21 protein-coding genes and 3 pseudogenes are annotated in these 26,750 nt (G+C 55.9%); 8 read left to right on the top strand and 16 right to left on the bottom strand.

Annotated elements, in window-relative coordinates; all coding sequences use genetic code 11:
* Positions 1-99: 99 nt before the first annotated feature.
* The 12 genes from PHA01_RS28165 to PHA01_RS28110 form a co-directional block, all read right to left on the bottom strand.
* Positions 100-429 carry a cyclic nucleotide-binding domain-containing protein gene (locus PHA01_RS28165; RefSeq protein ID WP_271899563.1) on the bottom strand — a complete coding sequence of 110 codons (330 nt, stop codon included), beginning with the start codon at positions 427-429 and terminating at the stop codon, positions 100-102.
* Between the two features lie 71 nt (positions 430-500).
* Positions 501-848, bottom strand: a complete 348-nt coding sequence (locus PHA01_RS28160; RefSeq protein WP_271899562.1) for a helix-turn-helix domain-containing protein — start codon at positions 846-848, stop codon at positions 501-503.
* The gene (locus PHA01_RS28155) at positions 784-1,872 is read right to left on the bottom strand and encodes a flavodoxin family protein (protein WP_271899561.1); all 1,089 of its coding nucleotides are present in this window, start codon (positions 1,870-1,872) and stop codon (positions 784-786) included. Before PHA01_RS28155 ends, PHA01_RS28160 begins: the two co-directional genes overlap by 65 nt.
* Positions 1,873-2,398: 526 nt before the next feature.
* Positions 2,399-3,691 carry a hypothetical protein gene (locus tag PHA01_RS28150; protein WP_271899560.1) on the bottom strand — a complete coding sequence of 431 codons (1,293 nt, stop codon included), beginning with the start codon at positions 3,689-3,691 and terminating at the stop codon, positions 2,399-2,401.
* Between the two features lie 91 nt (positions 3,692-3,782).
* Positions 3,783-4,514 (bottom strand): histidine utilization repressor, encoded by a 732-nt coding sequence (gene hutC, locus PHA01_RS28145; protein WP_271899559.1) that lies wholly within the window; start codon positions 4,512-4,514, stop codon positions 3,783-3,785.
* A gap of 31 nt (positions 4,515-4,545) precedes the next feature.
* Positions 4,546-5,568: a zinc-dependent alcohol dehydrogenase gene (locus PHA01_RS28140; protein WP_271899558.1), complete on the bottom strand. Its 1,023-nt coding sequence runs from the start codon at positions 5,566-5,568 to the stop codon at positions 4,546-4,548.
* A gap of 13 nt (positions 5,569-5,581) precedes the next feature.
* Positions 5,582-6,904, bottom strand: coding sequence for a histidinol dehydrogenase (gene hisD, locus PHA01_RS28135; RefSeq protein WP_271899557.1), 1,323 nt, complete (start codon positions 6,902-6,904; stop codon positions 5,582-5,584).
* Positions 6,905-6,948: 44 nt separating this feature from the next.
* Positions 6,949-7,749, bottom strand: coding sequence for an ABC transporter permease (locus PHA01_RS28130; protein ID WP_271899556.1), 801 nt, complete (start codon positions 7,747-7,749; stop codon positions 6,949-6,951).
* Positions 7,746-8,678, bottom strand: a complete 933-nt coding sequence (locus PHA01_RS28125) for an ABC transporter permease (RefSeq protein WP_271899555.1) — start codon at positions 8,676-8,678, stop codon at positions 7,746-7,748. Before PHA01_RS28125 ends, PHA01_RS28130 begins: the two co-directional genes overlap by 4 nt.
* Positions 8,679-8,748: 70 nt before the next feature.
* Entirely contained in the window at positions 8,749-9,849 is a 1,101-nt protein-coding gene (locus PHA01_RS28120) for an ABC transporter substrate-binding protein (protein WP_334312062.1), read from the bottom strand.
* A 63-nt stretch (positions 9,850-9,912) separates the two neighbouring features.
* Positions 9,913-11,061: an ABC transporter ATP-binding protein gene (locus PHA01_RS28115; RefSeq protein ID WP_271899553.1), complete on the bottom strand. Its 1,149-nt coding sequence runs from the start codon at positions 11,059-11,061 to the stop codon at positions 9,913-9,915.
* Between the two features lie 124 nt (positions 11,062-11,185).
* A complete protein-coding gene (locus PHA01_RS28110) occupies positions 11,186-11,959 on the bottom strand; it encodes an SDR family NAD(P)-dependent oxidoreductase (RefSeq protein WP_271899552.1) in 774 nt (257 codons plus the stop codon).
* A gap of 149 nt (positions 11,960-12,108) precedes the next feature.
* On the opposite strand from PHA01_RS28110, the gene PHA01_RS28105 reads away from it, so the two are divergent.
* From PHA01_RS28105 to PHA01_RS28080, 6 genes are all read left to right on the top strand, one after another.
* On the top strand, positions 12,109-13,212 hold the full coding sequence (locus PHA01_RS28105; RefSeq protein ID WP_271899551.1) for a histidinol-phosphate transaminase: 1,104 nt from the start codon (positions 12,109-12,111) through the stop codon (positions 13,210-13,212).
* A gap of 202 nt (positions 13,213-13,414) precedes the next feature.
* Positions 13,415-13,777, top strand: coding sequence for a hypothetical protein (locus PHA01_RS28100; RefSeq protein WP_271899550.1), 363 nt, complete (start codon positions 13,415-13,417; stop codon positions 13,775-13,777).
* A 474-nt stretch (positions 13,778-14,251) separates the two neighbouring features.
* A complete protein-coding gene (locus PHA01_RS28095) occupies positions 14,252-14,452 on the top strand; it encodes a type II toxin-antitoxin system VapB family antitoxin (protein ID WP_271899549.1) in 201 nt (66 codons plus the stop codon).
* The gene (locus PHA01_RS28090) at positions 14,449-14,832 is read left to right on the top strand and encodes a type II toxin-antitoxin system VapC family toxin (RefSeq protein WP_271899548.1); all 384 of its coding nucleotides are present in this window, start codon (positions 14,449-14,451) and stop codon (positions 14,830-14,832) included. The genes PHA01_RS28095 and PHA01_RS28090 overlap by 4 nt, the downstream gene beginning before the upstream one ends.
* Positions 14,833-15,345: 513 nt before the next feature.
* Complete coding sequence (locus PHA01_RS28085) at positions 15,346-17,130, top strand: adenylate/guanylate cyclase domain-containing protein (protein ID WP_271899566.1); 1,785 nt, start codon at positions 15,346-15,348, stop codon at positions 17,128-17,130.
* A gap of 165 nt (positions 17,131-17,295) precedes the next feature.
* A complete protein-coding gene (locus tag PHA01_RS28080; RefSeq protein ID WP_271899547.1) occupies positions 17,296-17,565 on the top strand; it encodes a cyclase in 270 nt (89 codons plus the stop codon).
* 185 nt (positions 17,566-17,750) lie between these two features.
* Here the strand turns inward: PHA01_RS28080 and PHA01_RS28075 are convergent.
* Positions 17,751-18,230: pseudogene (locus tag PHA01_RS28075) on the bottom strand (tyrosine-type recombinase/integrase); the annotation flags it as partial.
* A gap of 171 nt (positions 18,231-18,401) precedes the next feature.
* Here PHA01_RS28075 and PHA01_RS28070 point away from each other — a divergent pair.
* Positions 18,402-19,631 (top strand): annotated as a pseudogene (locus tag PHA01_RS28070) (putative DNA modification/repair radical SAM protein); the annotation flags it as partial.
* Positions 19,629-21,095, top strand: a complete 1,467-nt coding sequence (locus PHA01_RS28065) for a UdgX family uracil-DNA binding protein (protein ID WP_271899565.1) — start codon at positions 19,629-19,631, stop codon at positions 21,093-21,095. The pseudogene PHA01_RS28070 and the gene PHA01_RS28065, both read left to right, overlap by 3 nt.
* 1,068 nt (positions 21,096-22,163) lie before the next feature.
* On the opposite strand, the gene PHA01_RS28060 is transcribed toward PHA01_RS28065, so the two are convergent.
* The 3 genes and pseudogenes from PHA01_RS28060 to PHA01_RS28050 form a co-directional block, all read right to left on the bottom strand.
* Complete coding sequence (locus PHA01_RS28060; protein WP_271899546.1) at positions 22,164-22,562, bottom strand: hypothetical protein; 399 nt, start codon at positions 22,560-22,562, stop codon at positions 22,164-22,166.
* A 628-nt stretch (positions 22,563-23,190) separates the two neighbouring features.
* A pseudogene (locus PHA01_RS28055) lies at positions 23,191-23,538 on the bottom strand (transposase); the annotation flags it as partial.
* A 240-nt stretch (positions 23,539-23,778) separates the two neighbouring features.
* The gene (locus tag PHA01_RS28050) at positions 23,779-26,634 is read right to left on the bottom strand and encodes an ATP-binding protein (RefSeq protein ID WP_271899545.1); all 2,856 of its coding nucleotides are present in this window, start codon (positions 26,632-26,634) and stop codon (positions 23,779-23,781) included.
* Positions 26,635-26,750: the final 116 nt, after the last annotated feature.

The raw sequence follows: 26,750 nt of genomic DNA, 5'->3' as shown, positions 1-26,750 counted from the left end.
CCCTCCGACGGGGCGCGGGGCTGTGTGGGGGCCTACTGGGTGGTAAATTTCTATTTTAGCCCTTCGGGGGGGCCGGGACCCCCCCGGCCGCGCACCTCTTCAAGGGAGTGCGAACATGAACAAGTTTGTCTTGACTGCCACTGTGCTGTTGCTTTCCTCGCCTGCGGTTGCGCAGTCCGCAACGGAAAAAACCGGCGTGAATTCTTTAATCGGTGTGGCGCCGACTTCCGTGTCTCTGCCATCCGGGCTCGTTGCCACGACGGAGATGACGCCGCCTTCTAGAAAGACCATGTAAGCAATCGGCTCGTGCGGCAATTCGATTTGCTGGCGGTAGGTCAGCTCGATTTCATTCAGAAAAAGTGCCAACAGCGCGAACCCTTCCCCGCTCAAAGATTTGAGCAGGACGTTGGCAAATTGTTTATGCGACACGAGATCGGCTTTCCGCCAGCTTGATCAACCGGCCTAACAGGGCGTCCCCAACGGACAATTGTACATACTGTTCACCGCGATAGCCCAGTGCTCAGCAATTTTTGGTACCCGCGTTCGGCGACACCATAGAAACCGTTCGCTTCCGCCAGCAATCCCGCCCGGTTGATAATGGTGACCTTTCCGCGGGTAGCACGGATGTGGCCCTCACCTTCAAGTGAATGCAGGGTTTCCGTGACCCAGGGACGGCGCATGCCGAGCATCACCGCCATGAACTCATGGGTCAGATACAGATCGTCGCCCGCGGTGCAAAACTCGGGAATCCGAACACAAGATAGTGGGCCGACGTCATAACGCCTATTTCTGACGGGGTTGCTGCAGATGTTTTCCGGCTGCAACGAATTGTCCGTCGCGCTGGCCAATCACTGCCTCCAATAACGTTTGAGCGGCGTTGCGGACTTCGTCTTGAATGGCGGTATCGGCATCGAGCTCTTCGTGGTTTGTGGCATAGGGTTTCCAGTAACCTATATAGCGGTCTACTTCAGCAAGCGGTCCTGCCGGCGAGAGCTGCATGAATCGAAGCCAGTCCGAAACGCTACGGCGAACATTCTCCACCCCTTCCACATCTCCATGCACGACCACCGAAAAGAAACGGCCCGCAAGGTGTCTTGGATAGTCCCAGCCCTCCAATTCGATCTGCTTTGCTAGCTTGGCGTCTTTGCCCTGTGTCAGGGTGGGATCGGGATTACCACCGTCGGCACAGACCAGACGGTCCATCATCAATTTGACCGGGGATGTGACATGGTACCAATTCACAGGCGTGACGATCATCACCCCGTGAGCCGCGACCCACATCGGATAGATGTCGTTCATCCAGTCCTGTGTCTGCCCGAGTGAATAATTCGGATAGCATGAGCATGGCCAATGACACAGCGCTGGCGAAGTCGAAAAGCAGGCTTTGCAGGGATGGATGTTGCGACCATACTCGGACGTAAGCCTGCCAAGCTCCAGAATCTCCACGTCCACCTCGCCCGACTGGTTGAACACTTCATGAGCGATTTCCACGAGGCGAAAGGATTTGGACATTTCACCGGGACAGGTATGTTCGCTCCGTGACGATCCGCTGATCAGGAGTACCCGGCGGCGAGCGGCGCTATCTTCGTATTGACGCTGTGCCGCATCAACCTTTGCCTTTGCCTTGATCCAGTCGACCGCGAGGTCATACTCTGGATCATGGAAACCTTGACCGGCTTTGGAGGTCTCGGGGCTCTTGCGCTGGTGCTTGTAAGCGTCCCAAGCAGCCGTCACGATCAGATCAAGTTCCGTCTTCAAAGGATTGAATGCAGGGTCTTTGAATTGGCTCAAAAACCGCTGACGGAACTCCGGCTCTTCTATTCTTGGGCTTGGCGTGCCCTTACGGGGCTCCGGCGTTGTGTGTTCAGTCATGAACGCATCCTTTCGGTCACGTTGTAAGCGCTCGGTTCCGGCGGCGATCCACGATCGACGCCTGTGTCATGGAAGCAACTCGTCACCTTCAGGAAAAGAACTCAGCCAATGATGCAAATGTTCCAAGGCGTGACTGGGCGGAGGCCCCTCGTCTCGTTGTCCTACGGGGACGTTTGCCGTAGGTTTTGACCTTTTAACCTCGCCCGGAGGGGCACATGGCATTGTGTACGGCGGCACGATTGTTTGCCGAATTCCCCCGCGGCTAAACCTGGTGATGCTGCCATACTGAATTCCAAATTGTGCGGTTACGAAAGAGCCATTATGCGACCTTCGGAGCACAGATCGCGAACATCTCCCTGACGTCTGCCTGCTCCGTCGGTTCGGCAAGCGCGCTTTAAGTCGCCAGTTGTTCGACGACGAACGCGCCAGCCGAGGTGATCGCCATTCGCCCTGAAATCAGCGCTGCCGTCCACAGAGACTCCTCGAAGCCAGCCGCCGCGACAGGACGCATTAAATCCCTGACCGGTCAGCTTTCAGGATCGATCATATTGAGAAACCGAGTAAAATCATCGCTGCCGTTTTCGGGTGGGCTGCCAGCCATCACCGCGACAGAGAACGCAATCAGCGAGGAGGCGGGCGTGTGGTTTCTTGCTCCGGCACGCAGGTCCATCACGAGCGTCGGGCAGAGGAAAAGTGCTAAGCGGATAACCGTTCGCCAATCATCCGGTAACAATGCACGCTCTTTCAACTCGCCTAGAAGCGGGCGCCACAGATGAATCGCCTTCACTTCAAGCAATGATTTGCGCACAAGCGTTAGCTCCCAGTCTGTTTCGACATGCAGTTCATCCGCATCCCGCCGCACCGACGTCTTGAACATTTGGCTGGCGATAGCCGGGTCATACAGCCACAAGGGATGAGCGAAAATATTGTGAAAAGTCGCCTTAACTTCTGCCAGAAGCGCAGGAACGTTGGAGCCGGCAAACGCCGGATCGAAAAACGAAAGCTTCGCTTTCCCACCGGCTTCCGCCGTATACCACACATTTGCGTTGTGGGCGTCGCCATGAGCGACTACCCCGCCGTTATCCGCGAGACGGCTCGGGCCTAACCGGACATATGCCGCATTGAAAAGCTCGCCGATGCTTGACCTATAGCGGCGGCCGTTTATCATAAATTTCAGCCGCGCGAATTCGTCCCATCCCAGTTCGACCTCGGGAAAGCGAAACGTCTTGCCTATGTAGAAATCGGCAAACCGCCCCCCGGGAAACGAGCGCGTGGCAGGATCAATGAGGCGTTCATAAAAAAGCCGGTGAACCGGTTCGGCGGCGGCCTCTTCCACGCTGATAGGATGCAGCGTCTCGCGATACACATCAAGCAGCTTCGCGCACAGGTTGCTTTCCGCATCAACAGCGCTTGCTCGCTCGGCGGGGTCTTCCGTGAAATCAAGTTCGCGAAGCACGTCGGAGAACCGGGGATCGTTCCGCCTGCGGTAAATCAGAATCTGTTCTCCGGGCAGAACTGACATGTATACGGGCTGATCGACGGGCAGGCCGGCATTGGCAAGAATGTCCGCGCGATAATACTCGCCGGTCATTTCCTCCTCGCCCTCCTCCTGATGAAACTTGAAGAAAAAGGCCTCACCATCGCAGCTGAAAAAGCCATTCAACGAATTGAGGCTATACTGATCGTAGTTTATCTGAACGTCCGACGCCCGCATGCCAAACAGATCGAGCAGCAAGTCCGCCAGCATCCGTTGTGCACGGTGTTGATCTATTCTGGCTATATTCCTGATTTCAGCCGTCCGGCTGGTTGTCTCGTTCATTGCAAAACCGATCCCCGTCAAGCCGATCTAAAACCGGCGAATTTTTCCAATTTGTTCAGTTGGAGTCAGTCGCTTATCGGTGAGCGACAAACTATTTTTTGCGACTTGGCCAATACCGGCTTCCCAACGAATAGCGGGCTCCGGCGTAGGTAAACCGGTTTACCGTTACCACGGCATCGCCCGTCCAAGTCCTGCGGTGGAGTAAAAGACAAGGTTCGCTGGGATTTAGTCGCAGGTGTTCGGCAGTTGCCTCATCTGCCGCAATCGCAGAAATGACATGCTCGATTTCGGTAACCGGTGTTTGCTGCTGGAGGTACTCGAAGGTGGTTTGGCTCTTGAAATCCTGCTGGTCGTAGTCCGGTGCAAGATCGGGATTAACGAAGCGCTCCTCCAGTTGGACCGGTTCGTCATTTTCGAAATGAATAACAATGGAATGATAGACCAGCCTGCGTTTCTTGAATTCGAAGGCAGTCGTCAATGCTGGTGTCGTCATGAGCGTTTCCACAAGGAGGACCTTCGAATGGTGGCTGTGACCCCGGGCTTCAATTTCGGCGGCGATATTGTTGATCTCGAGCAAGTCGGACTTCGCCTGCGAAGCGGCAACGAACGTACCTACACCCTGAATGCGAACAAGCACACCAACAGAGGTCAATTCCCTCAAGGCACGATGGATGGTCATGCGGGAAACACCAAGCGCCGACACGAGCTCGTTCTCAGAAGGAAGTCGCTGATCCTGGCCCCATAGACCGCTGCCTATGTTCTGCAGAACATAGTTCTTCACTTTCTCATAAAGGGGGCTGGCATTATCGGGTAGGTTGATCATTTTCGTGAGCGCATTTTCAGAGAGTTCTGTGTCATTGAGGCGATCCACCCATTCGAATAATCGTCTTCAGTCCTTTGGCCCGACCGGTGATCAGCCGATCATATGCCGCCGGAACATCACGCAGGCCAATCTCGCTATCGATAAGTTGTCTGAAATCGTCGGCATACTCAGCCAGCCGCCCAATGGCGACAGGCAATTCATCCGAAAAGGCATGACAGCCGACGAGGCATATTTCGCGCTCCACGAACAGGTTGGGATCGATGTCCATGTTGCTGTGGAATATGCCGACCAGAGCGATCGCTCCGCCACCAGCCACAAGATCAAGCAACTGCGCGAGAACAGCAGTATTGCCAGTCGCGTCCACGGCGGCCAAAAGAGGTGCACCGCCGGTTGCAAATTCAATGGAGTCCTCATCCAGGTTGACGACCGTGGCTCCGGTGACGCGCGCGACAAGCTCGGCACGGTCTGCGTTTCGGTCAGTGACAAGCACCGGCCCGTCATGACCGCGTGACAATACCATAGCAACCAGTCCCCCGATGGGGCCGCAGCCCACGACAAGGACGGCAGAGCCCGGCTGCGGCGACAATCGACGGACGGCGTGCATCGCCACCGCAAAAGGCTCGGACATGGCCGCGATCGATGGATCGATTGTTGAGTCAACCTTGTGTACAAGCCGAGCTGGAAGAACGATCTCTTCGGCAAAGCCTCCATCACATATCTCGCCCACAAAACCCAGCGCAGTGCAGAGGTGCCGACGTCCCGCGCGGCAAGAGAAACACTCGCCACACCAGAAACGGGAGTCGGCAACGACATGGTCGCCATTTGCCAAGCCTTGAACACCCTCCCCGACCTCTAACACCACGCCCGTTAGTTCATGGCCGGCCGTGGAGGGAGTCCGGGAAATCCATTGCCCGGTCCGGTAGTTATGGAGATCGGATCCGCAAATTCCAGCAGCCGTTGTCTTGATGCGCACCCACCCCGGCTTCGGACTTCCTGGTGCGTCAACTTCCTCGAACCTGAGATCGCCGGCCGCATAGAGCCTTACCGCTTTCATTGTCGTGTCCCCTTCATCGGATGAGCGGATCTCGAACTTCCGAAACAGCGTTTTCGTGCGAGCTAAAGCCTTCATATTTGGCGAGCTGCCGTGCATACTTGGCCAGTTCCGGATAGGCAGTGGAAGTGACGTAGCCAATGGACGAGCGCTTGACGAAATCCGTCACGGAGAGCGGGCCGTAGGTTCGTGCCCAGCGACTCGTTGGAAGCACGGCGTTAGGTCCAAGGACGAAATTGCCAAGCGTCACAGGCGTGTGTTGGCCCATCAGGATTTCAGCCGCTTCTGTGATCGATCCAAGATGGCGGAACGGCTCCGTCGATAGAATCTCAAGATGCTCCGGGGCATAGTCGTTGACGAAGCGGTAGCTTTCTTCAAGCGATGGCGTCAGCACAATGCCGCCGCACGTTCCAGTCAGCACTGAGCGTGAGAAGTTGACGCGCTGCTCGGTCATCCTTGACCAATGATCCGGCAGTGCTGCACGAGCTACTTCTGCGACCACCCGGCTGTGCGTGACGAGATAGGCGGATGAATCAGGACCGTGTTCTGCTTCGATTAGAAGATCCAGAGCGGCAAGGCGACCATCAATCGTCTCATCAGCAAGGATGATTGCTTCAGAAGGACCCGCAGGCAGTCCAGTATCGATCACATCGGCGAGAAGCCTTTTCGCCGCTACAACCCATGGACTACCGGGCCCGACGATCTTGATGGCGGGACGCACCGTTTCGGTGCCGTAGGCGACCGCTGCGACAGCCTGGGCTCCACCACATTTGTAAACTGTCTGCACGCCGGCAAGACGCGCGGCAACCAGTGTCGCAGCATCTACCGAACCGTCCGAGGTCGGCGGCGTGACAATTGATATGTGAGGCACACCAGCAACCACCGCGGGAACGGTCGTCATCATTGTTACCGAGGGAAAAGCACCCTTGCCGCGCGGAACGTAAAGCGCGACGGATGAAATCGGGGTCCACCGGTCGCCGGCATAGGCTCCGGGGCGAACTTCCTTGAGCCACATCGGCTCGGGCTTCTGTTCCTCGTGGAAACTGCGAATATTACCGATACCGAACTTGATCGCTTCGATGACTTCCGCCTCCACCTTGCCGAAAGCTTCATCGAATTCTTGCTCGCTCACTTTGAGGTTACCAGCCGTAACATCGGCCTTATCGAGTTCGCGGGCAAAACGAACAAGTGCAGCGTCGCCGTCCTCGCGCACAGCCTGAATGATCGGGCGGACCTTTTCAGTGAAGCTCGAAAGATCGGCTTCGGACCGCTTCAGGAGATTGGCGCGGGCTGTCGCATCGAGCGATAAAAGTTCGTAATAACTGCAGATGTCAGACATGGCATACCTGTTCGTTTGCATTGGAGCCGAACGCGTGGTTCCGCTCACTTGGACTTGAGAAAAACATCCAGACCGACGAGGCGGTCGAGGATCATGATGGCGAGAGCGGCGCAGCCGATGAACACGACTGAGATGGCCGCGAGATCAGGGGTGATGATGGAGCGTATCGAATTGTAGATCTGCACGGGCAGCGTCACGATGCGTGCATCGACGAGAAGCAGGCTCACCAGAAACTCGTTCAACGCCAAAATGAACATCAAAAGCGAACCAGTGATCACTCCAGGTGTTACCGCCGGAAGGGTCACCATCAGGAACGTCTGCAGCGGCGGCGCGCCGCAATTGGCCGCGGCCAGTTCCAGATCGGGATCAAGGCTGCTGGCGCTCGCCGTGACGGCCCATACCATGAAGGGTAGATTGATGACACAGCACGCGATGCCCACCGGCCACAACTGCCCAAGAACACCGGCGTTGCCGAAAATCAGCATCAAGCCGATTCCGGAGCCGATCAGCGGAATTGTGAAGGGCAAAAGCAAATAGATCTGCAGCGCCTTCTCGAAGCGTACAGCATATTTGGCCAGAGCTATTCCTGCCAGTGTGCCGACCGGTATCGCGATGAGAGTGCAGACGACGGAGACGTAGAGCGAGCGCAGGAATGCTTCTCTAAGATCAGTTGCTTGCGCAATGGAAGCGTACCACTTCAGCGACAATCCTTGGGGTGGGAACGTGATCATGTTCCCTGCGGTGAAGGATGCCCCAAGCACGACAAGCGTTGGTGCCGACAGGGTCACAATCGAAATAATGACGAGTGTCCAGAGGAAAATAGTTTTGCCGCGCGCCGTGGTCATTGCTTTGCCCTTCCCATTCCAAGCGTGCCAGTCCCGACCAGCGCGAAGACTAGGGCGACGAGGGTCGAACCCGCCGCAACGAGAAGCAGCGCTAGCGTCGCCCCGAGGCCCTGGTCGGAGGTACGGAAAAACTGGTCGTAGATCGCATTGGCAATGAAATCCTGCGAACCACCGCCAAGGATGGCGGGGATCGCGAAATCGGTCAGTGACAGCGTCATCACGACTAGTCCCGCACCCACAAAGCCCGGACGTGCCATGGGAAGTACCACATGGATGAATGTCTGGATCCAATTGGCACCGAGCGATTCCGCCGCCGCCTCGGTCTCCTCCGGTATCGCAGTTAATGCCGGAGCGAGCATCAGAACTGCGAAAGGCAGCATGTATTGGATGAGACCGAAAAGCACAGCGGGATAATTGTAGATGAGCCGGAATGGTCCGATGCCCAGGAAGCTGAGTGTTTCGTTGACCAAGCCCTGATTGCCAAGGATGATCAGCCAGCCATAGGCGCGTACCACCTGCCCGATGAAGAAAGGCAGGAAGAGCGCGATTAGCAGTATTTTCCTCAGCGCGGCCGACTTTGTGCGCACCATCACATAAGCGTAAGGCAGGGCAAGCATGAGCGTGATCGCAGTCACGATCAGCGATCCCGTAAAGCTCTTCAAAGCTACATTTCTGAACAAGGGTTCGGTAAGCGCCCGGCGGAAATTGTCGAGCGAATAGCTTTCGGACATCAGAAAGGTCGTTGTGTCGAGCGTTCTCAGGCTTCCATCGGCGATCTGGAACAGTCCAAGCACCAGAAGTCCGACCAGAAGGACTGCCGGAGCCAGCATCAGATAAGGCGTTGCGCCGGCGAGCCGGCGCGGGAAAACCTTCGCTACTCCTGCTTCCAGGACATCGAGCAGTCGCCATGTCAAAGGATATGCGCGCATAACACCCGTTCCAATTTTCAGAGCCATCTCTGCGGTGTCTTAACCAGGCACCGGAAAGATGCTGGATAGCTCAGCTCTGCATAATTGCCTTGAACTTGCCGAACCAAGCACTTTCGTTCTCAACCTGTATCTTGTTCGAGACACGAATGAGATGCTTGAAATCTTCCGGCGTCGTCGGATAGGAGGGATCGCCGACCAGGTCGGCGGGCGGCGTCAATCCGGGTACGACGCCCGGAAGGCCTAGCCCGTCCAGCCACACCTGCTGGGCATCCCTGGTAAGCGCGTGGTTGATGTACTGCTTTGCCCAATAGAGTTCATTTTCCGGTAGGCCCTTGGGAATCCAGAGGCCATCCGTCTCAAACTTTGCACCCTCCTCCGGCACGACCCACTTGATATCTACGCCGTTCTTCTTGGCCTCACGTGCGTTGGTCGAAATCGTGCAGGCAAGATCAATCTCACCGTTCTGGAACCAGTTGGTGAAATCCGGATCTTCACCCAACAGCGGGCGCTGATCCTTGACCTTGGTGATGAAGTCCCAGGCCGGTTGCATATTGCCAGGGATATCCTCGACCTTGCCCCCGCCAGCGACCTGTGCCGGGAAATGGAAGCCTATCCCGTCATTGTAGAGCGCAATGCGACCCTTGAACTTCGGATCGAGCAATGCCTTCCATGATGTGGGTGGGCCATCGGGAAATGCGCTCGGACGATAGGCCAGCACGTAGACATAGCCATACGTATTGACGATCGGATAGCCGTCGAGACCGACGGGCTTCGCAAGATCCGTCACTGTGGCAAGGTTGGACAGATCTGAAAGATCCTCGGTCACGCCGCGAAGCGCCGATTTGGTGGCATTGGTGGTTGTATCCCAGTTAACGTGGATGGGCGGCACCCGCTTCTGCGCCACCGCCGCCCAGACTTTGGGCTGAATCTCGTTGTCCTCTGTCAAATCATGACGCACGGCAATCCCGGTCAGCTTGGTGAAACTGTCGGAGACGCCCGCCTTGAGACTATCGACCCAGCTTCCGCCCCAGGCCCGGACAATAATTTCCTTCGGTTTTTCTGGTTCGGCTGCCAATGCGCCCTGCAAACCGACTGTAGACATGCCCGCAGCTGAAAGGGCAGCCACTGACCCGATCGAAGCTGTTGCGCTCAAAAATCGGCGACGGGTCATTTCCAATATTGGATTTTTCAGATCTTTCATTTTCATTCTCCTCTGGATTCCCGGTTTTCCGGATTATTCTGCGAAAATAAGTACGTCCCGCGCGTTCCAGCCAACGAACACTCGAGCTCCGGCCTCAAACTCGGCATGTTGTGACGGATCGTGGTCGAAGACACGGATAGTGGCGTCCTGAAGGGACGGAAGCCTAACCTCATAGACGACACGCTCGCCCTCAAAGATGACATCCATGACTGTACCGGCGACAGTCGTTTGCAGATCATCGAGACGATCCGGTGTCGCGGCCACACGAATTTGCTCCGCGCGAACTGCACCCTTCACGGTCTGGCCGGCCTTGAGCCGCACATTGGTGGAGACCCAGCGGCCAAACAGCGGCTGAGTGCCTGCAACAAAGGCGACATCAGAATCCGTAACGTCAGTAACCAAACCAGACAGAAAATTCGTCACGCCAATGAAACCCGCCACGAAAGAATTGCTCGGCTGCCTGTATGTGGCCGATGGTTTGGCATTCTGCTGTATACGTCCCTTGTCCATGACGATGATCTCATCCGATACGACCAAAGCCTCACGCTGATCATGCGTGACATTGATCGTCGACACGCCAAGCTCGCGCTGGATGCGGCGGAATTCAAGCTGCATCTCTTCACGCAATTTGCGATCGAGGGCCGCCAACGGTTCATCGAGAAGCAGCAGATCCGGTTCGAAAACAAGGGCCCGGGCGATTGCTACACGCTGCTGCTGGCCACCCGAAAGCTCGTGGATGCGGCGGTTGGCGAACCCGCCGAGCTTCACAAGTTCGAGGTATTTAGCCACTCTGCTGGGAATGGTGCGGGCATCAAAGCGGCGCATTTTCAGCGGGAACGCAACGTTCTGCGCGGCTGTCATGTGGGGAAACAAGGCGAGTTTCTGGAAGACCATCCCGATCGAACGCTTGTTAGGCGGCACTTGGCCGACAGGAATACCGTTGATGGCGATTTCACCGCTCGTCGGGGCCTGAAAGCCTGCAATCATACGCAGCAATGTTGTCTTGCCAGAGCCGGAAGGTCCGAGGATAGTCAGGAATTTCCCTTCTTCCAAATCGAAGGAAGCGTCGTCTACCGCCCGATAGTCGCCGAAAACCATGTTTACATTGCGCACAGACACAGCCGTTGAGCCAACAGGCTTCTCAACAGCAAGACGATCCAAGCCAGTTTTGGCAGCCGTCATATTGTTCCCTTTGTTATCGTCTTTGGCCACAATTGACCGGATCAAAAGGACCTTGTCGAGAAGAAGTATATACAACTACGTACAAGTTGTTCAGCATTTTCTTGGCCTTTGCGCGAGTGGCAAGTCAGACCGATGCCAGGAATCCGCCATCCACTGCGATGCACTGGCCGGTGATGTACCTTGATGCATCGGATGCGAGAAAAACGACTGTTCCTTCGAGGTCACTTAGATCGCCGAACCGGTTCAAGGGAATCTTGCCGAGCATTGCTTCTTGCCACCCGGCATTTTCATAGAATACGTCCGTCATTGCCGTGCGGAAGTAGCCAGGCGCAATGGCATTGACCCTGATGCCGATCGGTGCCCATTCGGCTGCAAGTGCCCGCGTCATTCCCAAGAGCCCAGATTTTGAGGATCCGTAGGGAACGGCGGTCGGTATACCAACATGCGATGTCAGCGAACAAAGATTGATAATGACTCCGCTGTGCTTAGCGTCAGCCATAGATTGCGCGGCCGCTCTTGCACAGAAGAAGGCACCTTTCAGATTCGTATCAACGATCCGGTCCCAAAGTGCCTCATCCACACTCAAGGATGTCCGAACTTCCTCGACACCTGCATTGTTCACGAGCACGTCGAGACCACCCAAGCATTTCGCAACCTCCACTACCGTCCGGTCAATTGATTTGACATCGGTCACGTCCAGCGCAAAGGGAAATGCTGCTCGGCCAAGAGCCCGAATGCAGTCAACAGTCTTTTGTAAAGCGTGCTCACTCCGCGCCGTGATCGCAACATCCGCACCAGCAGTCGCCAGAGCCTTAGCAATCGTCTGACCGATCCCCCTGCTCGCACCCGTTACGAGCGCCCGACGTCCCGTCAGATCAAATTGAGATAAGTCACTCATACGCCCGCCCTCGCATCGACATTGCGTGAATTGTGCCCCTTTACAACGGGCATGGCAAGTCTTACACTGCTTGTATATACAACTCTATACAAACCCTGATTTTTGGGTTAGTCAACGCGACAAAAGCACAAAATACAGGATTGACCCGCATGATAAATGCTTCCGATCTGGTGCGCGAAGAAGTTCTCAGGCTTGCGCCTTATAATTCCGGCCTGACATTGCGCGAAGTTAACCAGCGCTACGCCCCTGCGAAGATCGCCAAGCTCGGATCCAACGAAAACCCGTTGGGACCAAGCCCTGACCTTGACAGCATCATTACGGCAGGCCCCGATTTGATCCGCCTCTATCCCGATCCAGCGGGTGTTGAGCTACGCAACGCGATCGCGGTCGCACTTGACGTCCCATTGGCCAAAATCATTCTCGGTAACGGCTCGGAAGAACTCATCTCAATTATCAGCCGCGCGGTCCTCCGCCCCAAGGATCGGGTAGTAACACTCTACCCGTCATTCCCCTTGCATGAGGACTATGCGACGCTGATGGGCGCCACCGTCGATCGCATAAATATCAAAGACGACATGTCAATCGATGTCGAGGCGTTTGAAAAAGCAATCGCGACGCCCGCTAGGATGGTGATTTTCTCCAATCCGATGAATCCTGTTGGCTGCTGGCTCTCCCCTGCCGAACTCACCCGCGCAATCGCAGCGGCCGATAAAAACACCCTCATCGTCGTTGACGAGGCTTATGCCGAATATGCAGCTGGCGACGACTATGTCTCCGCGGTTGACCTCCTTAAGGGTTCAGATCGCCCATGGGTAGCGTTGCGCACAATGTCAAAAGCGTACGGTCTTGCCGGCCTGCGCATCGGATATGGCGTCGTTGGTGATCCAGAGTTTCGTTCCTTGCTCGATCGCGTCCGCACTCCTTTCAACGTCAACGCCATTGCGCAGGTATCTGCCGTCACGGCGCTCGCGGACAGGCAGCACTTGCAGCGCGTGGTTATACTGGCCGTAAGTGAACGCCAGCGCATGGAAGCATTTCTTTTCGGTAACGGCTGGCAGGTAGCACCATCGAAAGGCAACTTTCTCTTTTTCGATTGCGCTGGCAACGCCGCCGACTTCGCGGAAGGCCTGTTACGACAGGGTGTCATCGTTAAACCTTGGAAGCAGGCAGGATTCGAAACATTCGTACGGGTCAGTATTGGCGCCCCTGATGAGAACAACCAATTCATGAGCGCCGTGCTGTCGCTGAAATAGCCAAACTTCAGCCATTGCCAGCGCTATTCCTAACAGTTGACCCGAACAAGCCCTCCTTTTGCTGAGCGCGTAAAGCAGCCCTGTACAGTAAGGGCAGGCAGCAGCAATCGTTGCTTTAAAAATGCCGATAATAGCGGATTTTCGACCATTTTTGATTAATTCTCAAAGTCTACAATGTGGCTAAACGAGCCAGCAAAGCTTCTTGACGAGCGAAGTTGCCTTGAAAGTTCCTATTGCCCAGGTTCCGCGCTGTTGTAAACTTCACCTTATGAAAAATCACAGTCTTCATCATCCGGCCCGCGGAACTACTAAAAATAGTTGGTCGCTTACCAGTACGCGCGGCGAAAGAATAAGTGCGGTCGAGGGCATGAAACTGACGCAACGGATGGCAACGGCGTTAGCTGAGTCTCGAGGTAAAACCGGCGACGAACGTCGTACTTTAGTCAAAGAGCAGCTGGCAAAACCAAGCGCAAATAGTGGTCTATCCCGCCGAATCCGACCCGCTCTGTTACCCGGCACAACGATCCTGCGCAACAAACTTGATTTACAGAATCAGGACGATTAGACGAAGCAGACTGGCACTGTTCCTAATCCGTGCGCATGAAGAGTTTCCCTACGGCCGGCTCGATTACCCGCACTATATGGCGCTCCACGCCATCTGTTTCAGGACGTCTATGAATGGGCAGGTCAGCCGCGAACCGTTGGCGGACTCAATCATGGATATCATTTCGTCCACCCAGTAAGCATACACGCTGAGACCCTTGCTTCTTTATAGGGAGGGGCCGGCCACCCAGTTGGGGGTGGTTTGCAGGAAACTCGTAACGAAACTTGACACCTTGAAAGGATACGAACCGTGGGCCACCATTTATGATGGTAGATCGGCCAGCATATAGGTAGTCAATCGTACTTAAGCTTCGACCCTCCGGCTGAGTAATTCTCGATGGCACGTCAGCGAACCCACAGCGCAGAATGCTGCAATCGGCATAGATTTTATCACCAAATGGTGCTATTTTCCGCGCTTCAATTAGGGAGCTATATCATGCGATCGACCATTAACCTCGACGACACGCTTATGGAGAAGGCTAGGTTCTTGACCGGTATAAATGAAACTGCGGCCCTAGTACGCCAGGCGTTGGAAACGCTTGTCCGTGTGGAGTCCGGAAAGCGCCTCATCGCGCTCGGAGGAACTATGCCCGATGCCGAGGCAGCTCCGCGCCGCCGGAGCGCAGCGGCCAAGTGATACTCGCGGACACCTCGATCTGGGTTGATCATTTTCGTCGTGTTGATGCGGAGCTGCGCAGGATTATTGAAGACGACCTCCTACTTTGCCACCCGGCCATGATCGGTGAGCTGGCGCTTGGCAGCCTTAGGGATCGCGGCAGCGTGATCGCTTTTCTGGCGGCGCAGCGCGCGGCAGTCGTCGCCACGCACGACGAAGTCATGACAATGATCGATCGCCACAGTCTTTTCAGCATCGGCATTGCCTACACTGATTCTCACTTGCTGGCATCCGTCCTTCTGGACCAGCGGGCGACACTATGGACCAAAGACAGGCGCCTAAGAGCGGCGGCCGACAAGGCAGGCGCTTCACTGCACCTACCCGTAAATCGTCCCAACTAAAAGTGCCAAACCAAAGCCCTTATTTCAATCGCGCCTGGAGCAGACTTCGACCTAAGTGTGATTGGAATGACGGATTCGGATCCAAAAGCTGCTATAAGGAACCACTTTGAAGTTTCGAGTGCGGTTCCAGTCGAGCCGTTACGCAACTTTAGGAGCACATACCTAGAACATATTGGCCATTCGCCTCAATTGGCGAGACCAATGGGGCATGCGCGTTTGGAAAGGCCGATTGGAGTGGTTGTTGATTGGGCACAAAATCTTAAGGCAGATTGCGACAGATCCTTCTAGTCTGAACCTCTTCTATTACGCTAACCGCCGAATCGGTCGGCGCGACACGCGTGAGACGGAAGTCGGCCTTACTAAGAAGCGAGCGGTATTCAGCCTTATTCCGCTCCTGGCCAAAGCGGTCCGCGGCCGATGGCTTGTTAAAGTGCTACCTTAGCAATCAAATCGAGCGTGGGAAGCGTTGGCGGGGACTTTATGCTAGTCTGTACCAAGGGAGACTGGCGCTACATGGGCGAGATGCGGAAAATAGCAGCGATTCTGGTCTCCGACGTGGTCGGCTACAGTCGGCTCGCCGGTGCCGACGAGGATCGCATCCTGGCAAGGTTGCGAACCTTGCGCAGCGATTTGATCGATCCGACAATCGCCGTGCATCATGGCCGCGTGGTCAAGCGCACCGGCGATGGGAGCCTCGTCGAGTTCCGCAGTGTCGTGGACGCCGTACGCTGCGCGATCGAAGTGCAAAATGCTATGGTCGAGCGCAATGCAGGCTTGCCGCCCGAACGCCGTATTGAATTCCGCATCGGTATCCATCTTGGCGACGTTGTGGAGGAGAGCGACGGGGATCTGATGGGTGACGGCGTCAATATTGCCGCGCGCCTTGAGGGGATTTGCGAGCCAGGCAGTATCTGTCTCTCCGAACCGGCGTATTGGCAGGTCAAGGCAAGGCTCGATCTTGTGATCGACGACCGCGGTGCAGTGCAGCTCAAGAACATCGCCGACCCGGTCCGCGTTTATTCGCTGCACGTTGGCCTTGCCGCCCAGCCAAAGTCTGCGGCATCAGCGGAGACCTACGCGTCGGGAGGACGTGCGGCGTCGCCGTCCATTCCTGACAAACCCTCAATCGCCGTGCTTGCGTTCAACAACATGAGCGGCGACGCAGAGCAGGAATATTTCTCTGACGGTATAAGCGAAGACATCATTACAGACCTCTCTAAGCTGTCTGAGTTGCACGTGATCGCTCGCAACTCATCATTCGTATACAAGAAGGCGGCGGTCTCCGTCCCGGACATGGCCAAGGCGCTCGGCGTCCGCTACCTGTTGGAAGGCAGCGTTCGCAAGGCGGGCAACAGGGTTCGTGTTACAGCGCAGTTGATCGATTCGAGTAGCGGCGGACATGTTTGGGCCAGCCGCTTCGATCGCGACCTCACCGACATTTTCGCCGTTCAGGACGAGGTCACGCAGGAAATCGTGTCTGCCCTCAAGCTCAAGCTCACGGCTGACGAACGGGACCAGCTGGCCCGCGAGCGCGCGGTAAACGTCGAGGCGTACGAATTCCTGTTGCGTGGCCGGGAGCAGAGCCTGGCTTGCACCCGACCCGGAAACATCGCGGCGCGCAACTTGGCAGGGGCCGCCATCGCTATCGATCCGGCATATGCGGCGGCCCGCGCCCTCATCGCCTTCACCCATGTACTTGACTACATCAACGCCTGGAGCACCGATCCTGAGAATTCACTCCGGACCGGGCTGGAGCTCGCACAGCAAGCGGTGGCGATGGACGAGCAACAACCCAACGGTCACTTCGCATTGGGTATGGCTTGCATGTGGAGCCGGGACCTTGACCGCGCTCGGGCAGAGGCGCAACGAGGACTTGCGCTTTCGCCAAACTCAATCGACCTCCTCATGTTGATGGCCCATATCCAGATATTTTCCGGCGACCCCAAAGGCGCGCTCGAGACGCTTGATGCTTCGATGCTGTTGGACCCGCACTACCCGGAAGTCCTGTTGCAATTTCTCGCCGATGCGCACTTTTCCCTCGCCGATTATGAGCAAGCGGTTACCGCGCTCAAGGAGCGGCTCGCACGAAACCCTCAGTCGGACATTGCCCACGCCCTGCTCGCGTCCTGCTATGGCCACCTCGGACGACCTGAGGAAAGCCGACGGGCCTGGGAGCAGGCACTCCAGCTGAATCCCGCATTTTCCATTGAACGCCGCCGCCGCGTCCTTCCGTTCCAATACCCGGAGGACTTTCAGCGCCGCGTAGAGGGCCTTCGCAAGGCGGGGCTGGCAGGTTGATGCGCTCCGCGGCCGATGCCTTATTGAGAAGGGCGCGATATAGTCCACAAGTCCAAGCCGTGCGCTGCACGGACATTCCGCAGCAGGCGTTCGATTTTGCCGTCCGATCCAAACAAAATGATTAGCGCCGAAACGGCAATTGAACACGCAACGAAGGAGGACGACATGACGACGGTATTTGTGAGGCATATGGTCTCTGATTATAAGACTTGGCGAGGGGTCTATGATGCTTTTTCGTCGGTCCAGAAGGCAAACGGTGTTACGGCTGAGGCAGTTTACCAAGCCACCGATAACCCAAACGACGTCACAGTGACGCACGAATTCGCGACGCTCAAAGCAGCTCAGGCGTTCATCAAGCTCGAAGACTTGGCAGAGGCGATGCAAAGCGGGGGAGTGGTCGGGACACCGGCAGTCTGGTTTACCCAAAAGGTTTGACGAAGCGGCGCAAGTCTTTGCACAGGACAACCTGTCGCCGTTAGAACAGCGTATAAGCAGTCGGCTTGTTGCATTGTCCTGAGCCAGGAAGGCGATTTCAGGACGGCTGGCATCAGCGCCGATCTTACCTCGAAGCCTGGATGGCCCATCGCGCTGCGCCAATCCGTCGCCCTCAGACCCCGAAATCACAAAGCGGAAGACGTGGCCGGCAAAAGGGTGGGATCAAGCTCCATCAGAGGCATAGCCGGCGGCAATAGCACGGGCGTATGCTTTCGTCCTTCTCCCCAAGCATCCACAATGTCCGACCACTCCTGCATCATATGACGGCGCTGGACCTCTCCTCCGCCTTGTTATAGACGCCGCACGACGACCGGCCATCTTCGTGCGCCAAGCACTTCTCGATCCAGTCGCTGTTGAAGCCCAACTCGTTGAGCAACGTTGAGCCCGTGCGGCGCAGGTCGTGAACGGTGAACGGCTCAAGCGGTAACGCTTCCTTCTTGGCCTGTTCGACAACCGCATAGGTCACACGATTGAAAGTCGCGCGACATCGGCGCGTCCGCATCATACCTGGACGGCAGCAAGTATCGTGAGTTACCGGCGCAGGCCTTGAGCGCGATCATGATGTCGAGGGTTTGGCGCGAAAGATACACGTTGTGCGCCTTCGATGGCGAACTGATACGAAACTTTTCCGGCTGCAACGAATTGCCCTTGATCCGAACCGTGCCGAAGCGGTCTTCGCACATTGGATCCATCCCGCACCTGATAGGGTGAAGGTTTGAGTGGACTCGGTTTTCGCTCATTGACCAGCGACGCGATAGAACATAAAGTGAACGCGCATGGCAAAGACCCTTAAGGAACGTTTAGCTATTCTGTCAGACGCCGCAAAGTACGATGCATCCTGTGCGTCAAGCGGTACGACAAAACGCGACTCGTCACGTTCTGGAGGGTTGGGCTCGACCGAAGGCTCGCGCATCTGTCACGCCTACGCGCCCGATGGCCGATGTATCTCGCTCTTAAAAATACTGCTGACGAATTTCTGCATTTTTGATTGTGCGTACTGCATCAATCGCTCTTCGAGCAATACAGAGCGTGCACGTTTTACCGTCGAAGAGGTAATTTGGCTGACGCTGGAGTTTTATCGCCGCAATTACATCGAAGGGCTGTTTCTTTCCTCGGGAATTATCCGCTCGTCAGATCATACGATGGAAGAAATGGTGAGGATCGCCCGAGAACTTCGGACGACCCACAATTTCCGAGGCTATATTCATCTCAAATCAATTCCGGAAGCGTCGGCGCATCTGATCGAGGAGGCCGGCCTCTATGCGGACCGCCTTTCAATCAATATCGAGCTACCGACGGACTCAGGCATTGCACAATTTGCGCCGGAAAAACGGCCTGCTGAAATTCGTAAATCGATGGGCGACCTGCGGCTGAAAATTGAAGCGGCAAATGAACCGACCCTGCAAACGAAACGGCGCAAAAAGTTTGTTCCAGCTGGACAAAGCACCCAGATGATCGTCGGGGCTGACGATGCCAACGATGCAACCATATTGCAAACCAGTTCGAGGCTTTACGGGAGTTATAACCTGCGCAGAATTTACTACTCTGCCTTCAGCCCCATTCCCGATTCATCCAAGAAGTTGCCGTTGATCAAACCGCCGCTTGTGCGCGAACACCGATTGTATCAGGCGGACTGGCTATACCGCTTTTATGGTTTCGGAATTGACGAAATCACATCTTCCCGGCCCGACGGTATGTTGGATCTCGATCTCGATCCGAAATTGGCGTGGGCACTGGCGCATCGTGAGCGCTTTCCCGTCGATATCAATAAATCGGACAAGGAGATGCTGCTTCGGATTCCGGGCATCGGCACCAAGACGGCAAAATCGGTGATTAAAGCGCGCAAGCATCATCGATTACGCCTTGATGATCTCGGGCGTCTCGGTGTCTCGGTGAAGAAAGTAAAGGCTTTCATCATTGCAGAAGGGTGGTCGCCACACCGATTACTCGATAACGCCGATCTCCAGGGGCTATTTACCCCCGCACACAAACAGCTGACGCTGATGCGGCTGGTCAAACTTGAGGCAAATGGCGACCTGGACGAATGGCGCAACGCTGCTCGCCTTTTGCTGTCAAACAACATCGCGCCCCAACAGATCGATTGGCAGCATGAACAACCCGGCGCACGCGATATTTTTGGGCCGATTGGCGATCGTCGCCCACTCGATGATCTTAAACCTGGCAGCAAACAGATTATGGTTCCAAAAGATTTCTTACCCTTGGCGGAAAAGGTCGTATGTCACTCGAGTCAAACGCGTTTTGCCCTGCTATACCGGCTGCTTTGGCGGCTACAGGACGACAAGAAACTACTGGAAGCGCTCTCCGACGAAGATGTGGTTCTTGCCCATAAACTGGAAAAATCGGTTCGGCGCGACAGTCACAAGATGAAGGCCTTCGTGCGCTTCAAGGAATTTGTGGATGAACAGCCTTCAAGCACCGCACGAAGGAGGTTTGTTGCCTGGTTCGAACCTGACCATTTCATCGTCAAGCGGGTTGCCCCCTTCTTTCAACGACGGTTCACGGACATGGACTGGATACTCGCAACGCCGAAAGGATCGGCGGCCTGGGACGGGGAAACATTGTCATTCACGACGGTGCCCGCCACCAAGCCTTCAACGGAGGACGCAACCGACGATCTGTGGCGAGTTTATTTCGCCAATATCTTTAACCCGGCAAGATTAAAGATAAAGGCGATGCAAACGGAAATGCCCAAAAAGTACTGGAAGAATTTGCCTGAGGCGGTGCTTATTCCCCAGCTGATCGGTAAAGCCGAAGCGAACGTTGCGGCGATGCGTGCGCGGCAAGCTTCCACGCCGCCGGCCTTTCATTCCAAGCTGCAGGCAGCCCGAGCGCCTGATGAACCGACACAGGGCATTGAAGGAACGATTGAACACGAGAAGCAACGGGCGCGGGCATGTTCGCGATGCGATCTCTATAAAAATGCCACCCAAATGGTATTCGGCGAAGGGCCAAAAGATGCTGACATCATGTTTGTTGGCGAGCAACCCGGTGACCAGGAAGACCTTGCCGGCAGACCTTTTATCGGGCCGGCCGGCAAGATTTTCGATGGCGCTCTGGAGCAAGCAGGTATCGGAAGATCGGATGTCTATGTTACCAATGCGGTAAAGCACTTCAAGTACATGCCGAGAGGCAAGCGTCGTATCCATCAGAAGCCAAATATGGGGGAAATCAAGGCATGCCGCTGGTGGCTTGACCGCGAATTAAAGACGATCAAGCCCAAATTGATCGTGGCGCTGGGAGCAACCGCATTTTACGCCCTGACCCAGCGCCAACAGCGGTTAGGGGATTTGCGGGGCAAGACGGTTTCGCTCTCGAAAGAACAGACATTGTTCGTTACTGTTCACCCCTCTTATCTTCTTCGTATCCCGGACCCCAAGGCAAAGAAAATTGAGACGGAAAGGTTTTTCAACGATATCCGAATTGTTAGAACACTGACGCTGACGATTTAGCGGGATGGCCTAATGCCAGAGGCCAGAGACGTTTAGGATACGGTGCAGAGCCCTCGGCAACGAGGATGCCCACAAAGCGGAAACCGCGGCGGCAGTACTTGGATTCGCTCACTCGTCTGTTGCAGAAAGCGCTATCCAGCAAGAATAGTGTAGTGTTGCTTCCAACGGCAGCCTGATGTGATTTGACTGAATTGGAAGTCGGTCTAAACTTCTTGGTGTTGTTCGACTAGAAGCGGGCGACAGGGCTCGGCGGGATTTATCCCCTTAAGGATATCGGCACCCGCCGAGCCTCTTGCAGTCAGCGGGCGCATAACCATTCCTTAAAGTCTGAATGCACCCTTGTTGTGCTTGGACGAGAGCCTCATCCCGCGCGAATGGCCCTTTGAGCATTAATATCCCAAGCGGAGGGATTTCATATGGATCGAAGCAACCGCCTCGCTATTGATGACATTTGCGACACCCTGGTCGACGTTCGCGACAGGGCCAGTCGTGAAGGTTATGGTCTTTTGGTACATCTGATCATGAAGCGTTCGAAGAGGCAGAAAACATCAAGTCGACTATGAATCGAGGCCTGCGAGTCTGCAAGCTCGCCGAGGTCGTGACTGTCCCATGCCGAGAACGAGCCGATTAGAGGAGATGTGCCTTTGGTCCATATGCTCCTGCCGTTTTGACAGTAGTTTGAAAGCGCTGGCGGCCCCTCACCAGCAGGCCTGATAAAACGGGGCATTGCTTTTTCAAATGACGGGTCTAACCGAGGCCGGAACCTCGGTGATTTGCGTTCCGGAGTTCGAGCTTTCAGCGCATCCGAAATTACGGACATCCCTCAGGAACAGAAATGCTTTTGTTGAGTTTGCATGGATCGAATCAATCGATCCCTTAAACAGAGCTTGCAGATTTAATGACGACCATGGCAGCTGGTTTGCTTTTCAACCGACTTCGTAATGTATCCTTTAGCGGCCATCGCCGTTATCGTGGCCGTCTGGCTATTTTTATAGTGCGTCACCGGATGCGATGACAGCGGGGTTTCCTCGGGCCAAGGGAGCGTGGTGAATTCCACTACATATTGCGCTAAAGGGGCGATAAATCCCCGTTATCTTGGATAGAGTAGCCGCGCGATGCGAAGCGCTTGCGGATGGACTCCATGTCAGTCCAAATTCGGTGGGAGGTTCTTTTCAGTGTATAGCGCCATACGGAGCTCCCGATACCAACCATTGCGCCTATCATCGCCACGACGACCGGGCTTTGCCCATCCTCTATACCCACATCGAATAGCGAACCTCCAACAAACAGCAGCGCTCCTGCCAACATTAAGTAGGTGGCGAAGGCCTCGTTCCCGGACGACGACTGCCATTCTGTTAAGGCTCGCTTATAGCGCTCGGAATCCACAAGCCATTGTTCATTCATAGCTAAATCTCCCATGCTTCGTGATGATATGGGAGGATTGCCTTTCTGCAAAGTCAGCATCATTGTGTAGGGTCCTTGCGGACGTAGGGCTGCATTTCCAATCAAATGTTTTCTCTGTGGCCGTCTGCTCCAGTGTCGTGACAATAAAGGCGGCACGTGAGCTTCGCATTGGGGATGCGCTTCATGTCATTCGCGGGTCTTTCCTGGGCGCAAAAATAGTGGGCGGCGAGTGAAGTATTCGCGTTTCACTAGCGACAAAAGTGCCATGTCGCGAACATGTCGCGTGGAGCCGCCGGGACTCGCCGGAAGTCCAATTGCCAATTCTGACTCAACCATTGCAGTCGGTTACGAGTAAAGCCATCTGCAAGCGATTGATGGCTCATCGTCGCATTGACAGGGGTGGCATTACCTGCCGCCATTTCCATATGGATGAAGGTCCGCTTCTCTAATCGAGCATTTGGGTCAAGCTCTTTTCTGATCGTCGGTAGCCTGGTCGTTCACGCGGGTCACGCTTCTCTTCGCAGTCTATTGACTCCCTTGCGTTCGGAGTCGCTGCATGCATGCATGGGATCAGGGTCTGGAGAGCCTCGCTTTGGGACGCGCTCGAAGCGCAGCAGACATTAACGGCTTCATCCATCCCGTCGTCCGCGTGGACGATCCGGCCAGGATCGAGTTCGAAGGCTATGTCATATCATGCAGATGCCTCCGATCCGAACCGGAACTCTGTGCCATCGATCCACATCCGATGAAGCACGACGGCAATTTTGCGGGCGACGGCGACGATGGCTCGCCGCCGTCCCTTGGTCTTCATCAACCGCACGCCCCATGCCTTCAGGCTGCTCCAGGCAATCGACCGCATCAGCATCGCGTTGGCGGCTGCATAGAGCGTCGCCCGCACGTCGGCGGCGCCGGCATGGGAGATCCGGCCGGGATTGTCCTTCTCGCCGGACTGGAAGCGTCGCGGCGTCAGCCCGAAGTGAGCGCCGACAGTGCGCGAGCTCTTGAAGCGGGTGGGATCGTCGACTGCGGCCTTGAAGCTGCCGACGCCCCTTGAAGGCGGCAAGGCAAACTCCGAGGTCCGGCGCCCTGGCAACGCCGGCCCGCACCAAGATCGAAAGGCTCGCCGGCAGAGTGTCGATATCGCTGATTGCAAGGCTGACCTTGCCGGTGTTATCAGACAGAACCTGGTCCAGCCAGTCAATGGCACGGCCACCCATGCGATGCCCAGCCAGAAGGTGTCGCTGGCATCGATAGCGATTGTTGCCTGAAGTTCTCCCTTTTAGCGCAGTGTAGCCAAAAGGTCGGTCGCCGCTCTAACATCAGCAGTGGAGAGACCATCAACAACTTGTTCGCACAACAGCTGCAACAACGCTTGCGCATGGTCTGTCTGGCCACGGTCAACGTAAAGCTGAGCCAAATCGGTTCCGGCACGCAGTTCCCACGCGCGCGCACCCTGACGTTGGCTTAGTTTGATTGATGACTGGAAACACCGCTCCGCTTCATCCACGCTGGCTTGCGGAGTTGTCAGAGAAAGATTGCCCCTCACGCGCAATAACTCAGGCATGTAGCAAAGATCGCCTCGTGACTCCACCAATTCGATTGTCGTGTCTATCAGCGAGAAGGCTTCATCAAATCGGTTCGTGGCAGCAAGGCCCTGAACGAGTGCGATGTTGAGGGGGGTGGTCAGAAGTTCATACGGCGCTGTGTGGAGTTTCTCTAACGCCTCCTGCAGAGCTCCTATACCATCCCTTGCGTGGCCGCGCCGGACCGCTAGTTCCCCCTTTAAGCCACGTGCGACAGCAAGATATGGTCCGAGTGAGTGAGGTTCGGCTCGAGACAAGAGCCAATCAATGTATTGATCTGCACCGTCGAGGTCTCCCGTCCACAGCAACAACGAAGCAGCCCATATCAAAGCTATGGATAGCGTCAACGGATGGTCCTTGTTTGCAGCCTCTGACAGTGTCAGGTTCACCCGCTCCAGTGCCTGATCGGCAAAACCTTGCAGCCACAGGTTCCTTGCAAGAATAGCACCTGCCAGAACTTTACTATCGAAGCCAAGATAGAGGGTGGTGTTGTGTCGAATGAGCGGACCAGGAACCAGTGCCGACTCAAGCTCTGTGTGAGCCGCGTCAAACTGTCCGCCAAGATGAAGGGATATCCCCATCAGGGAATGAGCCAGGGTAACAGACACCGTGTCCTCAAGCGCTCCAGCCACGGTCGAGCAGCGTTTCGCATAGTTCAGTGCGGCTTTGAATTCTCCAGTGCGTAAGTGAAACATCTGAAGCGGACCGAGTACCTGAAGCTGATCAAGCGGCCCGCCGTATTCTTCGGCGATCGCGAAGCTCCGATTCAGGGCAACGCGCGCAGCGTCGTTTCCACCCCGGGTGAACATCAGGGATACTCCCGAGGCTGCAAGAAGATGCATCGCGTCTCGTTCGTGGCCAACCCCACCATCCAGGGCCAGAAGTGCCCGCTCTGACCAGCGATGACATTCGGTCAGCAGAGACATCGACAAAAAAACCGGAGCGGCCGCAACTGCCAAACGTACCCCGATTTCAGTGTCGCCAATGTCAAAGCAGGATTCGAGTGCTGCCCGCACATTGGCGAGACCCGCCAGATAAAGCGCCCGATGTGATGCGCTCCTCAAAGTCGGCCACTCGGCACCGGTTTCCTCCAGCCATCCAAGGTAGTAGGTCGCGTGACGTTCCGCCAAGTCAGAAAGTTCATCTTCGTTAGTGCCCGTTTCGAGGGCGTAGGTTCGCGTTGTGTCCAGCAGGCGGTACCGCATAGTAGCCCCGACCGGCGCGGTCGCGACCATCGACTTGGCCACAAGGCTATCGATGATGCCAAAAACCAGCGTTTGATCGATGCTCGGACTTCTAACGACCGCCAGGGCAGCCTCGATCGTAAAATGTCCAACGAACACGGCAAGGCGGTGAAGCACCGTACGCTCCGTTTGCGAGAGGAGCTGATAACTCCAGTCGATCGCGGCCTGTAAGGTTTGCTGGCGTTGAGGTGCGGTCCGCTGTCCCTGCCACGACAATGTCAGGCGATGATCGAGCAGCGCGGCCGTTCTTTCGAGTCCAAGGCCGCCGACCCGCGCAGCGGCTAGTTCAATCGCCAGCGGCACCCCATCGAGCTTCCGACAGATACTTGCCACGACTGCTGCCTCCGCGTCGCGAAGCTCGAGCTGCGCACCGCTGGAATTCGCCCTCTCCATAAACAACTGCGTTGCAGCGAAGGTTTCGGCAACGGCTGTGGTGAGCCGCGGATCGTCCGGTGGGCAGGCGAGCGTGGTCAATTTGTGGACGTGCTCCCCTTCGACTCTCAGAGCTTCACGACTGGTTGCCAAAATGTGAACCTGCGGCGCAGCCGTGTAGATGCGTGAGGCCAACGCAGCTGCTGCCTCTATGACATGTTCGCAGGTATCGAGAATAAGCAGGATCCGCTTGTCTGCCAGATAGGAACATAAACCCGGTATCGCGTCATCAGACTGCACCGACAGCCCCAATATGGAAGCGATCGTCGTCGCCACCAGACGTGGGTCGCTGAGCGCGCCAAGATCAATAAATTGGACAGCACCCGCAAAGGCTTCGATTAAATCATGCCCCAAGGCCACCGCAACCGTGGTTTTGCCGACGCCGCCAGCGCCCAGTATTGTGACAAAACGCGTAGCCAGCAGTTGAGCGGACAGGGTACACGTCACATCATCCCGCCCCACCATTCGTATTAATCGGCTTGGTAAGTTGGCATGAGTAAAATCAGCGCGACGCTCACCGCGTATTGCGCTCTGGTCGCTTGGACGCGAAATAGGTGCAACGAAACAGTAGCCGCGTCCTGTCAGGGTTGCGATATACCGGGCACCCTCCTTTCCGTCAGCCAGCGCTTTGCGCAGGTTTGCCATATGAAACCGCAGGCTCCCTTCCTCCACCGTGACGTCGGGCCATGCGCGGGCTAACAGGTCTTTTTTACTGATAATCTGGTTGGGCATGGAGGTCAGAGCGATCAAGATATCGAGGGCTCGCGCGCCAAGCTCGACCGGGGCCCCTTCGCTCGACAGGAGCCGTTTCCTTGGGGCCAGGACGAATGGGCCAAATACTATTTCATCTCCGCTCGTCACCGTCTCGTCTCTCATGCCATTCCTCGCAGCCAACAACTTATCCGAACATGGTTCAACACGACATCCGCGCCAAAGCGTCGCAATTCAGGATCATCTGGAATGCTGCTGCTCGCGGCAGCTAACAGAACATA

Origin of the sequence: Candidatus Phyllobacterium onerii, assembly GCF_028331445.1 — a bacterium.
Classification (GTDB): Bacteria; Pseudomonadota; Alphaproteobacteria; order Rhizobiales; family Rhizobiaceae; genus Phyllobacterium; species Phyllobacterium onerii.
Note: the sequence above shows the minus strand (reverse complement) of the source record. Positions and strands in the feature narration are given on the sequence as shown.